At 56.4% G+C, this 13,721-nt stretch carries 11 protein-coding genes; 2 read left to right on the top strand and 9 right to left on the bottom strand.

The genetic code is table 11. The features are described from left to right. Positions 1–447: 447 nt before the first annotated feature. The 4 genes from JDEN_RS08110 to JDEN_RS08125 form a co-directional block, all read right to left on the bottom strand. The gene (locus JDEN_RS08110) at positions 448–2,619 is read right to left on the bottom strand and encodes a VaFE repeat-containing surface-anchored protein (protein ID WP_015771888.1); all 2,172 of its coding nucleotides are present in this window, start codon (positions 2,617–2,619) and stop codon (positions 448–450) included. A gap of 155 nt (positions 2,620–2,774) precedes the next feature. Beyond that, positions 2,775–3,062, bottom strand: coding sequence for a hypothetical protein (locus JDEN_RS08115; protein WP_015771889.1), 288 nt, complete (start codon positions 3,060–3,062; stop codon positions 2,775–2,777). 9 nt (positions 3,063–3,071) lie between these two features. After that, a complete protein-coding gene (locus JDEN_RS08120) occupies positions 3,072–4,460 on the bottom strand; it encodes a TFIIB-type zinc ribbon-containing protein (protein ID WP_197712993.1) in 1,389 nt (462 codons plus the stop codon). A 10-nt stretch (positions 4,461–4,470) separates the two neighbouring features. After that, positions 4,471–5,712, bottom strand: coding sequence for an SHOCT domain-containing protein (locus JDEN_RS08125; protein ID WP_015771891.1), 1,242 nt, complete (start codon positions 5,710–5,712; stop codon positions 4,471–4,473). A gap of 188 nt (positions 5,713–5,900) precedes the next feature. On the opposite strand from JDEN_RS08125, the gene JDEN_RS08130 reads away from it, so the two are divergent. Continuing rightward, positions 5,901–6,842, top strand: a complete 942-nt coding sequence (locus tag JDEN_RS08130) for a DUF808 domain-containing protein (protein WP_015771892.1) — start codon at positions 5,901–5,903, stop codon at positions 6,840–6,842. On the opposite strand, the gene JDEN_RS08135 is transcribed toward JDEN_RS08130, so the two are convergent. The 5 genes from JDEN_RS08135 to JDEN_RS08155 form a co-directional block, all read right to left on the bottom strand. After that, positions 6,787–8,178, bottom strand: coding sequence for an MFS transporter (locus tag JDEN_RS08135; RefSeq protein WP_041288359.1), 1,392 nt, complete (start codon positions 8,176–8,178; stop codon positions 6,787–6,789). The genes JDEN_RS08130 and JDEN_RS08135 overlap by 56 nt on opposite strands. A gap of 151 nt (positions 8,179–8,329) precedes the next feature. Next, a complete protein-coding gene (locus JDEN_RS08140; protein WP_015771894.1) occupies positions 8,330–9,010 on the bottom strand; it encodes a PIN domain-containing protein in 681 nt (226 codons plus the stop codon). Between the two features lie 137 nt (positions 9,011–9,147). Beyond that, positions 9,148–9,888, bottom strand: coding sequence for a hypothetical protein (locus tag JDEN_RS13655; RefSeq protein WP_143713275.1), 741 nt, complete (start codon positions 9,886–9,888; stop codon positions 9,148–9,150). A gap of 83 nt (positions 9,889–9,971) precedes the next feature. Further along, the gene (locus JDEN_RS08150; RefSeq protein ID WP_015771896.1) at positions 9,972–10,592 is read right to left on the bottom strand and encodes a DUF6318 family protein; all 621 of its coding nucleotides are present in this window, start codon (positions 10,590–10,592) and stop codon (positions 9,972–9,974) included. Between the two features lie 72 nt (positions 10,593–10,664). Continuing rightward, complete coding sequence (locus JDEN_RS08155) at positions 10,665–11,336, bottom strand: histidine phosphatase family protein (protein ID WP_041287875.1); 672 nt, start codon at positions 11,334–11,336, stop codon at positions 10,665–10,667. A 174-nt stretch (positions 11,337–11,510) separates the two neighbouring features. On the opposite strand from JDEN_RS08155, the gene JDEN_RS08160 reads away from it, so the two are divergent. Further along, positions 11,511–13,625 carry a LamG-like jellyroll fold domain-containing protein gene (locus tag JDEN_RS08160; RefSeq protein WP_041287876.1) on the top strand — a complete coding sequence of 705 codons (2,115 nt, stop codon included), beginning with the start codon at positions 11,511–11,513 and terminating at the stop codon, positions 13,623–13,625. Positions 13,626–13,721: the final 96 nt, after the last annotated feature.

Here is a 13,721-nt window from a genome sequence, read left to right on the forward strand (position 1 = left end):
TTCTCGCTTGTGTGGGGGCACGGGGATCGCCGGGTGCATCGTGTCACCGTACATGCGTCGAGAGCCTTTCCCTCTCACGCCTGCGGCATCGCTTGGCACGTTCTTTGCAGATTCTTTGCGCCAACAACCAACAGAGCCTACCATAGGGTCGGAAGTCGGCGCGAACTTATACTTTTTTCTTGTTGCTTTTGTCAAATGCGCTGTTCGAGGGGCATAAAACCCCCTGTTTGTGAAACTGGCCACGGTCACTCAGTGGCAGGCCCTTGGCTGGGTGGCCCCAGCAGGGTTGTCAGCACATTGTAGGAAGACAAACAGGCGGTCTGCTCGGGGGGAGGTGAGCAGAACCGCCTGCTTGAGGTCCGCGGGTCGCAGTCACACGAAATGATGTCGCCCGCTCCACCCGCCACCGATCGTGGGGTGATTGATCAGTGTCAGGTAGGTGTGTGGTTACTCGGATTCAGCCTCTGTTGATGCTGCTTCCGCTCCTTGGAGTTCCCGGCGCGAGAAGCGCTGGTAGGCAACCAGACCGCCACCGAGGAGCAGCAGCACAAGTGCCGCGATGACTACGGTGCTGGTGAGGTTGAACCCGGTGTCAGCGAGTTCTGGACCTGCAACAGTGTCTTGATCGTTGGCAGGGTTGTCCACAACCTCACCCTGAACGTCGTCGTCAGTGATGACGAGCCCGGGGTTGTCCACGATTTCGCCACCCACTCCCTCTTCAGGTGCTGGTGTTTCTTCACCTGGCTGTTCAGGGGCTGGTGTTTCCTCACCAGGCTGCTCAGGTTCAGGGGTTTCCCCTCCGGGTTGCTCAGGTTCTGGAGTTTCGGGAAGATCAACATCCTTACCAGGGGTCTCTGGTTCTTCAGGCGTTGGGGTTTCCTCCGGTACCTCACCTGTGACAGTCACCGTTTGGCGTTCCTCATTGATGTCTTCGTGCACTGCAATGAGTTCTTCTGTGGTGTTTCCTGCGTCACCGGTGACAACGTAGAGACGTTCGAAGACGACGAGGGTTTTACCTGCATGGTCTGCTGGGATCTCGAAGTCGACGTCCACAACACCTGACTCAGCGCCAGCTTGGAAGGCGGTTTCCCCAGTGATGCCGGTGCTTTCGCCGGTGTCTTTGTCCATGACTTCACCGCGCACGATGTATGTTTGTCCGGTTTGAACACCGGAGTACTCGATACGGTCACGCAGTGTGCCACCCTCAACGGAGAGGATCTGGTCAGAGTCAGTGAGGTCGTAAGCATCAGTTTCGACCAGCGGGCTATAGACCGTTTGGTTCTCATCAAGGATGTCTTCATGTGTTGCCACAACGTTCTTGCCTTGTGTGACAACCTCAAACGCGACAACGGTTTTTCCAGCAAGATCAGCATCGGTGATGTCGAACGTGACTGTCACGGAGCCGTCTGCAGCGTCAGGGGTGAAGGTTTGCGATGCTGTGATTCCGGTGGAGATCGCTTCACCGTTGTCACGGACCATCAGTTCACCTGTGACTGTGTATTCCTGCCCCGAGGTCAGACCTGTGTAGGACACGACGTCAACGATTGTTGCTGGACCAAGCCCGTCAACAAACTTGCCACCGGTTTCTTCGTTTGATGCTGAGGTCGCAAGGCTTGGGCCTGCCCCCCAGGTCACAACACCGGTTGCTGCCTCAGTGACTTTTTCGGAGTCGGAGATGATCAGTGTCTGGGTGCGCTTGTATTTGCCGGTAATGAGTTGTCCGGTGAACTTTGACCCGGTCAGTTCCACGCTCACGTTGGCGGAACCAGGTTGTGCGTCTGCGGGAACGTCCACGTAGAGCACAGCGTTTCCAGGCACGGCGTTGAGATCAACGGCGTTGCCGTCAGCGTCAACGAGTGGGTAGGGAGAATCTGTCACTACGGTGACGGTGTCTTCCGATGCGGTGATCGCGATGGGTCCCACACGGTTGCCCGCATTGCCCTCAGCGTTTCCGACGGTCACAGACAGGTTGGGTTCCAATACTTCTGGGCGGCCGGTGTTTGCTTCACCAAGAAGGTAGGAGAACAGGGAGTCCACGCGGTGCTTTTGGTCGCGTGACGGGGCCTTGTTGTTAGACAAGATAAACCCGTTGTATTCGAAATTGCTTGATGCTGGTGCGCCGTCTGTCAGGGTCCAGATCGCGGCCTGGGTCGCGGTGATCGCTTCCTCAGCAGTTAGGCCCGAAAGACCTGTTTTCGCGATGAGTTCGTCAAGGGGTTTGTTGGGGTAGGAGTTGTAGGCAATCCACGCTGCCTTTTCCTTCACCAGGTCATCTTTAGCGAAGTTGTTTTGTCCAGGGAACTTGCTCCAGCCATCAACGTTGAGGTCAATGCCGTAGTAGGCGCCAACTGACAGTTCCACGCAGTAAGCGAAGAGGTCAGATTTCGCTCCCTTTTTGGTTTGCACCGGGAACAGTGTGGTGCGGATTATGCTGCGGTGGGACTTCACATAGAAACCTGCTTGTGCTTCGCTCTGGGAACCCATTTTTGGGTAGCCACGATCGAAGGAGGTCGCCTGTGATGTCGTGATCGGGACAAGGGTTAGTGTCGCAACGAGTGCGATGAGAAGCGCAAAGAGCCCAGCAAGTCTGGTGGGCGAAGATGCTCGGTTCGTGTGCATACCTAGAAAGGTAGAACGAGAGCGGGTGAAAAACAGCCCCCTATGAGGGCAAATGTATGGGGAGAGCGACCCCTACCCAGGGTAGCTCTCCCCACTTGATGTTTTTCACCCGCTCCTCGCGTCATACCTTTCAACGCATCTGCCGAGGTCGCGGCCTAGTTGCGCGCCCCGATCACGGATCGGGCGTTGTCCCCCTTGATCCGTGAGTTGCTAACCCCTCTCACAGTCTTCACTTTCGCATCGTGAGATCGCAGGTTCGCCACCTCCGCAGAGGTCTCTACTTCATGGTTATGCCGCTTATCGCGGTTGCGATACCGGGTGTACATGAAGAAGTAGTACGCCGGCCCTGACAAAAGAAACAGCAACGGCAACCAGTTGCCGCCATCACCGTCAACATTCACTGACACAGTGGCAACGCCAGCTAAAGCAAGGATGGTGTCCATCGTGTCCTCCTACAGGAACAGCACAGCTGCGATAGTTCCGAATACTTGCGCGATCGCTGAAGCAATCAGGAGGCGCCGGTTGTTGATGGGAATAGACCCCATGGTTTCACCGGTCCGCCCATTGACAGCAATGTAGTGGAGTAGTTTCTTGCCATTGCGTTTTTCTTCGTAGTAGCTGTACAGCCACACCGGCAAGTAGGCGGACACCCACCGCTGCCCTTTGACCTCAAAACCTTCCTGCTCCCAGCGCACACCACGGTCATAATGCCTCAGCGTGGGGAGCATCTGATGGCGGCCAATGTCACGAGTTTGCCGCAGAACAATGTCAGAAACATTGTCCACATTGGTGTCACGACGTTGGGAGGAAAAACCGGACAGGTAGTTCGCATCGAACCGCACAATGTTCTTCGTGTCGAACGGCATGATCGTATTGATGATGTTGTTCGTGTTGTGTGAGGTGTCAATGTTGAGTTTGTCAGATGAGGACTCAATAGTCAGGTCATCCACATACAGGTCAAACTGACGGGCGACTTGGTACACGTCAGCGTCATAGACAGTGCGCTTGTTGTCGTCGCTACCGACCGTGTATTGGCGTAGTTTGTGCTCCCCCATGCCCTGCAGTGACATTGACGCATTCACGTCCACGATGAGGTAAGGCAAGTACACCCCGATGACGTTCTCAGGTGTGAACTCAGCCAAGAACTTCCGGTGAGCAAAGAACTTCCGAGAGTTCGCGAACTTCGAGATCCGCCCCACAGCCTCGTCTTTAGGTAGGGAGAAGGGAAGCACCGCATCGGGAACTGCCCCGTTGGGGATCTGCTGGTTCATGGACAATGTATTACGGCACCAGTGGCACCGCGCCTGCATGGCGTGTTCGGTGTCAATGACCACCTCAGCGCCGCACGCTGAACACTTGAAGCTCACAACTTCGTCAGTACCGGGGACAAGGGCTGCAGACCCGGAACCGATCGTGATGCCGTCAAGGGCGCTGATAGGCGTGTCAAGGTCGAACTCCTCAACAGCGCTGGCCTCTTGCCACTCGTGGCGGCAGTAGTGGCACCGAAGCGTTCCTTTGGCGACGTTCAACGAGATTTCTGTTGACCCGCATCGTTCACACTTGTTCAATCCGTCTTTAACAGCGGAATCGGTGTGAATAACTGCTGGTCCGTCATGTTCCTCGTAGTCAATAGCAGGTTCTTCACCGGGTGCGTACCCAGTGTCTGCTTCCTGTCGAGACTGTTCACGCACGTCACCCCATGTTTTGTCCTGAAACTCCGTTGCCGGGGTTTCCTCAATGGGCGGCATCTGGTGGTCTGGGTGACCGTAAGCTGGGGGCTGCCCGAACCCCGTCGGTTCGTTGTCCGACGGGGTTCCGGGCGCCTGGTTGGGCTGGTTCACTGTGTGCCTCTCAGAGCCCCAGGGCTTTCGCCTTAGCAGCGTCGTAGTCTTCCTGGGTGATCAACCCCTGATCGAAGAGGCTCTTCAACTGTGCAAGCTTGGTCGCTAGGTCATCTCCCCCACCTGCCGATGCGGCTGGCTGCTGGGCTTCTTGCTGGGCTTGCTGGGGTGGTGCCGGTGGTGGTGGCACCTGCTGGTAGGACTGTTGTTGCCCTTGTGGTTGTTGCAGGCCACCAAGCGCCTGGCCGGCTGCGTTCATTCCCATCCCCATGAACGCCATGCCGGCACCGCCACCGTTGGGGTTTTCTCCGGCGGCTTGCATCCCGCGTGCCACAGATTGTTGGAGGAAAGAGTTCCCACGAGCCCCACCGAGCGCATCGGCTTTCTTGACATCGGAGAGGAGCGCGCGGGTGTCTTCGTCGTATTCGATAGCTTGGATTGCCACTTTGACAATGGTCAAACCACGGTCTGATGACCAGCGGTATCCTTCTTCGACTGCTGCGGACAGTGACTGGGCGAACCCGATCGCGTCCCCCTGAATGCGGGCAATCCGGTTGCCTTTGGAGGGGTCGTTTGTGTAGTGGGAGAACGCTGCCGCAAGCGAGGACACCACTTCGTTGAAGAGCTGTGATGCAGCGTCGTTGTCGAAGTCGGAGAAGTCGAATGGTTTGGCGCCTGGCTGCAGGTAGGTCAGTGGCACGAACTGTTTGGCGAACAAAATGGGGTCGAGGATTCGCAGAGTGTAGGTTCCTCGGGTGATAGCCCCCACCTGGGCACCGAGGTAGGCGTCGTCCCAGTAGATTTCTGATTGCGTCCCAAACCGGTTGTTCGGGATTTCTTTGAGGTTGACGTACACGGCAAGCTGTTGGCTGCCCGGTTGTCCGCCGAACTTGAAACGTTCCCAGGACATGGTGATCAGTGGGCTGACAATTCCGTCCCCCGCGAAGATTGATTGGGAGTTGATGTCGTCAGAGCGCCACTCGTAGCCACCTGGTTCAGCAACAAAACCAGTGATTTGGCCGTCTTGGAACGTGAGAAGCCCGAAGCCTTCGGGGACAACGATCTTGGACCCGTTGGTGATGATGTTGCTGGAGCCTTTGACATTGGCACCGCGCCCAGCGTTTTGTCCTTGGGTGATCCCGGGGAAGAGAGCAGCGGTGGGGGCGATCCCTTGCGGTGGGGTGAGGAAGTCTTTCCACTGGTCAGCGAAAGCACCTCCGATTGCGCCTGCGAATGCCTTAATGAACCCCATGGGTACTCCTCACGATCTGTCGTTCACTGTAGGGACGAGACCGAATGAACCGTGTGGTCCACACCACGGATGGCCTCGCGTGCTCTATTAGTACCACGCGGATCAGACCCCATCCCAGTAGTTAACAGGGATTCTCATCCCCCTTGTGTGCCCTATAGTTATTTCGGTTCCCCAGAAAGGTCTGTCTCATGGCGTCCGGTTTTCTTGCTCTTCTTGACGATATTGCTGTCCTCGCTCGTGCCGCTGCATCGAGTTTGGACGATCTGTCCGCTGCCGCGATGAAAGCATCAGCGAAGTCTGCTGGCGTCGTCATTGACGATGCGGCTGTCACCCCGCAGTATGTGCAAGGCGTTTCCCCAAAGCGTGAGTTGCACGTGATTAAACGCATCACCTTGGGGTCATTGCGTAACAAGTTCCTTATCATTTTGCCGGCCGCGATGATCTTCACGACCTGGGCTCCATGGATTTTGCCGATCCTCCTCATTGTGGGCGGCGCCTACCTCACGTTTGAGGGCGCGGAGAAGGTGTTGGGGTGGTTTGGGGTTCATCTCCATGGGGAAAAGGAAACTTTGACCACGAGTGAGAACCCGGATGAGTTTGAGAACACCTTGGTGCGTGGTGCTGTCCGCACTGACCTCATTTTATCCACGGAGATCATGCTCATCACGTTAAGCAACGTCGATGTGGATGGGTTTGTGGACCGCCTCATTGTCTTAATCATCGTGGCACTTGTGATGACAGCTGTTGTGTATGGTGCGGTCGCTGTGTTGGTCAAAATGGATGACATTGGGCTTGTGTTGGCACGTTCCCGTGCAGATGCAGTGGGTGCAGTGGGCCGCGGTTTGGTGGCGGTGATGCCCAAGGTATTTACCGCACTCAGCATCATTGGAACGGTCGCCATGCTGTGGGTGGGTGGCCACATTTTGACAGCGTCGATGTCTGACCTTGGGTTCTCCCTGTTTTACGACATCGCGCACGATGTTGCGCACGCGGTGGAACCGTGGGGCGGAGCAGTGGGTGCGTGGGTTGCCGACACCCTCTACTCTGCCGTGTTCGGGGTTCTTGTCGGTCTCCTTATTGTGGCTGTCGTGGCAGGGGTTGGGAAGCTCCGTCACCGCGAGGTGCACTGACGCTCCCCCAGGCGATAAGAGCTGCTGCCAGCGCAAGGAAACCGGCGACTGCTTGCTGTTCTCCTACCCACCCTTGAACCGTGGGGAGGTAGTAGGGGTACAGTGCGGGCAGGATGATCGACACGGAGTACCCGACCCCGTACCCGGTGGACCGCACGTGTGGGGGGAAACGTTCAGATAGGTACGCGCCAATGGGTCCGTATACGGAGACTGTGAAGACCTGAAGCACAACAACACAGGTGATGAGCGCCCCGACAGATTCCACACGACCGATTGTGAGGTAGGTTGCGGGGGCAATGACGGCGATGAGTGCGGCTGCGGTGAGGAAAAACCTCCGCCTTCCCATGAGGGTTGAGGCATGCCCAGCGGCCAGCATCGTCACCGCAGACGCCGCTGTTCCGCACATCATGATGAGTGTGACGTCCACTGAACTGAGTTCTGCTCGGGCAGATAGTTGTTGTGTGACCACGGGGATTGCCATGTTTGTCAGGAGCCACAGCCCTGACATGAGTGTGAATACTTGGACAAAAACCTGCCGATGCGCCCCCACTGTCACGTCGACAAGAGCCCGTCTGTCAGTTGCCCGCACAGCTGGGGCCGGGCGGGCGCTGGGTGTGGTTGGCGCATCGTCAGGCAGGGTGGCAGGAAACGCTGCAGGGGCAGCGTCCACCACTGAACGCAGGTAGTAGATCATCATGACCAGGGCGAGCGTTGCGGACAAGATGAACGGGACCCGCCACCCCCACGCCGCGTATGCGCCCTTGGGCAGGACCGTCAACAGCGTGAGGGTGAGGGCCGCAATTGTGGCGTTCGCTGTTGGGGACATGGCCATGATGCCACCGGACACAGCCCCACGCAGACGTGGAGGTGTCCATTCCATGGCAAGGGGAATTGCCGCGGAGTATTGGCCACCGAGGAAGATTCCCCCAAGGAAACGCATGGCGATGACCGTGTACAACGTCCACACACCCCAGGATGTGTGGGGTGGGACGACCGCGATCCCGATGGTGGTTGCTGCGATACCGGCGAGGGTAATCACAGAGATGCGCGTGCGTCCGAGGCGGTCGGCCCAGGGGCCAAAAAGGAGGGACCCAAGGGGGCGCCCAATGAGTGTTGCCACAAATACAAGCCCTGCACTGGTGGCAAGGTTCTCTGCCCCAAACAGGGTTGCGGTGACGGGCGCTAACGCGATGACGGGCACAAAAATGTCGAACTGGTCAACGTAATTGGCGGCGAGGGCACCTTTGATGGCACGGCGTGCTGGTCGTTGCCCCTGCTGAGAAGCTTGCTGAGGTGAATCGTTTGTTGTGGCGGGTGCGGCTGAAGGCACGGTCATGGTCACTCTCTTCCTTGCCGGCATGATCCGGTCTGGTGTGACGGTCGAAGCCGCAACAGCTTCCTCTCAGCCCGGTGCGCCGGACTCCCGTGGGTTGCCCCACACAATAACCACACGTCACCGTGACATGAAGAACGCGTCTCACATACTGTCAGCCTGTCTTTATTGTCACAGCGTCTGTGCGGTAGTTGGTAAACACCTCTCTTAGCGCTTTGAATACTGGTGCGGAATCGGGCTGACGGATTCCTCGATCGAGGATTGACTGAAAATCAGGAAGAGTTTGTGCCGTACGCATAGCGTTGTAAATCACAGTGAAGTGCTGGGGCTTCAATCCTAAATCTTTCACCGCCGCGCGCACCTTTTTCTTCAGCGGCTCGGGTATCGCCTCTTGTTTTTTGACGCCCACAGGAGCTTTCTTGACACTCTTCGCAGCGCTCACCGTTTTTTGAGTATTTTGCGTAACACTGATTGACGGACGACGTTCTAACGAAATATTTTTTAATCTAGTTGCCCAAAAGTCAATCGCGGAATCAAAACCAGCGTCCTTCGTAACAATAACGTAGTGATTTTCGTGTACCTGCGGGTTGGTGATAAGCAGAGCAAGGTAGCTCACTAATTGAAAATCAAGGTAGTTCGGCGTACTCCCATTCGCCTTCTTCCATTCCACCGATGCCACAACTTTGGGTCCTGTTAATTGCGTCACCAAGTCAACAGGTATTGTTTTATCTTTGGCGCCGAGGAATACTACTACCAGGTCTTGTGGGGAGAGACGCGTAATTCCGTTGAGCCCGGCTGCATGAGTGTTCTCGAAGTCAATTAAGTAGATGGACACTCATTGATCATAGTGCTTCAACGTGTTTTGCAGAACAGCCCACACCGCACTTGCCGGTCAAACGAACGGGTAACCTGCACTTCTATACACAAGGAACCTGGGTTTTTGCGCCTTCAACTGGCGTTCAATTCTCAGGTTCAGCCGGTCAGCAGTGGAACGCGTTCGCCTATCGTGATGGGTTCAGCGGTATCAGTTGTTTCTGCTGTGCCGTTGACCGGTTGCCATGTGGAGCCACCATCAATCGAGTATTCACCAGTCCACGTTGTTGTCAGCGTGATTGTGAACGCCCCCAATGTGACGTATTCATGGAACACAGTGTGCTCAGGATAAGACTTTCCCGGATCCGCGGTCACGGTAGGTTCGCCTTTATCACCCCACTCCCACGTATATGTTTCCGGGGTCGCTCGCACAAGGATCTGCGTACCTAATACATCAGTTTCCAGGACTTGCGGGGAAGGATCAGTCACAACAATGACTGGCAACCGAATAATGTACTCCTCGTGGTCTGGTTCGATCGAAATACCCGAACCCACCAGTGGTAACTCTTGGAAATCAGCGGCGGTGAAGACAATCTGAGTAGAACTCATTGGTTCAGCCGACTCGCCAGGGCAGTACCCGCGAGTTTGGTGCTGACTCAACAAAGCATTCGTTGCCCTACTACGCACGTACACAGTAGCGGGGTCAAAAACAAACTCACCGTGCTCACACTCAGGTGCAGGTAAGCTCCTCAGCCCATCACACCCCATCGACAACTTCGGATAACCATTACACCCAGGAACCCGACGCTCATACGTCGTAGACGCACCAGAAGCACGACCACCACCCTGAGAATCATTCAATAGTTCACCGATCCAGTTTTGACGGTTCTCGATTCTCACTTTATCATCGCTCATTGAAGGCAGCGGCGAATATGGCTCTTGAATTTGGAACATCACTGCAATCGATAGAGTCAGAAATAAACTCACGGTTTTGAAACCTCAATCAGTTCCCATTCTCCATTTTTGTAACCTACCGTGAATATCCCATCAGTTGTGACCACACCATCAGTTTTTTCTTCATCAAATTTCGTCGTTACTGTAAAAGCGCCTTTGATAGTGAAGGCGACTTCACGGTCGACATCCACCGAGAGCACTTCGTCGAGTTTCCAAATGACATTTCTATAGTTTTCTTCGGTGTTACTCATCGCTTCTATTTCAGCATTGATGTTCGCACAAAACGAGCACTGTTCGTAGCTGATGTCGTCGAGAAGCGTCGTGTCACGCGTGGCAAAACTATAGCTAAGAACATCGAAGAAGTATTCAAGGGCAGCAACCGCCCCACCTTCACCATCAGAAGACATCGCTTCCGGTTTCACTGGCGGGTCAACCTCCACAACAGTGGGGGTTCCCTCTGGCTCTGGCGTAGCCTCCGGTTCAGCACTGGTTTCTTGGTTAGTCGGTGACGTCGACTGCTCACCACCGCCTTCGTTCTCAGTGGAACAACCACCAGCAAGAAAAACGACAAACATCAACGACGCCAACGCAGCCGCGCGCCGCACACGAAAACCCCGTAAAGAGAAAGAAAGAAAATTCACGCCACCCATCACACCCCACCACACACACCCCCACCATGGGGCCACCTCCCCTGTGGGCAACCACCTTGGCGTGTTCCTGGTTTAGTGCGGTCCCACGTTGTAGGCCTGCAACGTCCACACTGCCCCTACGCCGGCGGCGCCGTCAGGTTGGTAGCGCAGTTCAACCCAATGAGCATGGTTAATATGTCCCAAAATATTGGGCTGTTCGGGGAGGTTCAATAACCGACGCGCACCAGCGGCAATGGCCGAACCATGGCTCACAAACACCAATGGCCCACCAGACGTAACCATGGTGCGGAGGTCGTCGTTTTCCCAGACGCGTGTCACGTGGCGCGTGACCGTCCCCGCCACGCGTCTCCCCACATCGATTCCTGTTTCCCACCCGGGAATGTCGGGGTCGCCACCCGCGTTCCGGATGGCCAATTCCTCGGGAAAGTCCTGTGCAAGTTGGTCTACTGTTAGCCCTTCCCATACGCCATAGCTGCGCTGGGTCATCTGCTCGTCAACGCTCCAGGGCACCCGGCAGAGATCGGTGAGAAGCTGCGCGGTTTCGCTCGCTCGTTGCAGGGGCGACGACCAGATTTCACGGGGTGTCCCGTGCCGGCCGAGCATCAACTCACCCCCAGCACGGCCCACCTCAAGTCCTGCAGGATGGGTTGGGGTGTCGCGCCGCCCTTGCAAGCGGCCGCGCTCGTTATCGGGGGTGGGTGCGTGCCGCCACAGCAGCACGGTGAGGTGGTTGGTGGAGGTCACATCTGTAGTTTACCGATGCGCGAGTAACACCGTCCGCCTCACCCATACCTTCCAGGGTGGGGACCGCACACCAGATCACAGCAGCCTATTGCCCACCCTTCTACATCGTTGTAGGTTTGGCGGACGCGGGAAACTCCGCGCCCACCCCCAGGCCCATGAGCATAAAGGAGTGCCATGATGAAAGCCACCAGGCGGGCGGCTCTCGCCGCCTGTGCAGCGGGGATACTAGCTCTCACAACGTTGATCCATCCCGCATCCGCAGTTGAAAAACCACCAGCACCAGGTTTCCGGGACGTCACCGTCCACGACCCCTCTGTTGTGACCTCTGGGTCACACATCTGGGTGTTCGGATCCCACGGCGCATCAGCCCACACCCAAGATCTCCTCAACTGGACGCAACACACAGTTGACCTGAGCCAGAACAGCAACAACACGCTGTTCACCAACCTTCGAACCGAACTCAAAGAAGCACTGGACTGGGCGGAAACTGACACCCTCTGGGCATCCGACGTCATCCAATTGCCCAACGGCAAATTCGCGATGTACTACAACGCCTGCAAAGGCGACTCACCCAGGTCCGCACTCGGCCTGGCAATCGCAGACACAGTGGATGGCCCCTACAAAGACCAAGGCATCCTGCTGAAATCGGGAATGTGGGATGAGGAATCTGAAAATCCCGGCGAGATCTATGACGCGTTGATCCACCCCAACGCTGTTGACCCTGACGCGTTCTACGACGAAGACGGCACCCTGTGGATGGTGTACGGCTCCTACTCGGGTGGAATCTTCATTGTGAAAATGGATTCCGCTACCGGGAAACCTGTTTCTGGCCAAGGGTACGGGACCCACCTCATGGGCGGAAATCACTCACGAATCGAAGCGCCCGCTATCCAATACAACAAGGACACCGGCTACTACTACCTGTACACGTCCTTTGGCGGGTTAGACGCCACCGGTGGGTACAACATGCGTGTAGCCAGGTCAAAGAACCCCAACGGCCCCTACGTGGATGCCAAGGGAACGGTCATGTCCACGGTGAAGTCCAACCCGTCACGCCCCCTGTTTGATGACGCAAGCATTGCACCACACGGGGTGAAGCTCATGGGCTCGCACGTTTTCACACGCGAATCCGGGTCCCCCGGAAGCGGGTCAGGGGTTGGTTACGTGTCCCCTGGACACAACAGCTGGTACCAAGACCCAAAAACCGGGAAAATGTTCCTCATTTTCCACTCCCGTTTCCCGGACACCGGAGAAATGCACCAGATGCGTGTGCAACAAATGTGGTTCAACAAGGATGGTTGGCCGGTGTTGTCCCCGATGCGCTATGCAGGGGAGACAACGGAACGAACAGTCTCTGAACATGTCGTTGGCACCTGGCAGTTGATCAACCACGGCACAGACATCAACACCACTGCCACAAAGTCGTCGACCTACACCTTCCGCTCAGGTGGAACTATCACCAGCGGGACAGGAACAACAAGCGTGGGAAGTTGGCGAATCACCTCACGCAATACCGCTGACATCACTCTCGCTGGAACAACATACAACGGCGTGTACACCCCAGTTTTTGACCCGCAATACAACTCCTGGAGTTACGGGTTTACCGCACTATCCAGCACCGGAACAGCCCTTATGGGACGCAACATCAGTCTCGCAGCGCGCAGCGCATCGACACCAGATGGGGCTTGGTCTTTTGAGGGCAACCTCAACGACGCGTCCGGCCAATCAGCGACAGCCACCACCACTGGCAACCGACTCGGCACCGCAGGCACAGCCCCGACCTACACCACCGGAATCCACGGACGCGCCATCCAATTGAACGGAAGTAACGGGGTTGTACTCCCCCAAGGGCTCATCCATGGGAACCGTTACACCGTGTCCATGTGGATCAAACCCGAACAACTCACCGAGCACACACCAGCATTTTTTGGTGCAGCATCCACTGAACAGTGGGTTTCTTTGGTCCCACGTGGCAACGCAGCAGCTCAAGGCAATGCCATGGTGTGGTCTGGTACCCAGTGGTATGACGCCCCCACCACAACCAGCCCACCACTGAACCAGTGGACGCACCTTGCCTACGTCGTCAATAACGGCACTGCACAGGTGTTCGTCAATGGGAGCCGTGCCTACAACGGCACCGGCTTCCCCAACGTGTTCACCTCAACCAACGCTACCTTTGCTCTTGGAGTGAACTACTGGGACACCCCCTTCAGTGGAGCAATCGATGAGGTGAAGGTCTGGCGCACAGCCCTCACCGCATCGGACATCAGCGCACTCGCCGCACGATAAAACCATCGTGGTGGACTGGTTGGCGCAGAATAGTTGGCGTCAACCAGTCCACACGGCACCCACATTGGGCACCTCTCCCCATCATCAAGCGTTTTT

The organism is Jonesia denitrificans DSM 20603 (genome assembly GCF_000024065.1).
GTDB lineage: Bacteria > Actinomycetota > Actinomycetes > Actinomycetales > Cellulomonadaceae > Jonesia > Jonesia denitrificans.

Coding starts and splice junctions, on each gene's coding strand:
- JDEN_RS08110 (WP_015771888.1), bottom strand. CDS start 2,619: ATGCACACGAACCGAGCATCTTCGCCCACCAGACTTGCTGGGCTCTTT.
- JDEN_RS08115 (WP_015771889.1), bottom strand. CDS start 3,062: ATGGACACCATCCTTGCTTTAGCTGGCGTTGCCACTGTGTCAGTGAAT.
- JDEN_RS08125 (WP_015771891.1), bottom strand. CDS start 5,712: ATGGGGTTCATTAAGGCATTCGCAGGCGCAATCGGAGGTGCTTTCGCT.
- JDEN_RS08130 (WP_015771892.1), top strand. CDS start 5,901: ATGGCGTCCGGTTTTCTTGCTCTTCTTGACGATATTGCTGTCCTCGCT.
- JDEN_RS08135 (WP_041288359.1), bottom strand. CDS start 8,178: ATGACCGTGCCTTCAGCCGCACCCGCCACAACAAACGATTCACCTCAG.
- JDEN_RS08150 (WP_015771896.1), bottom strand. CDS start 10,592: ATGGGTGGCGTGAATTTTCTTTCTTTCTCTTTACGGGGTTTTCGTGTG.
- JDEN_RS08160 (WP_041287876.1), top strand. CDS start 11,511: ATGATGAAAGCCACCAGGCGGGCGGCTCTCGCCGCCTGTGCAGCGGGG.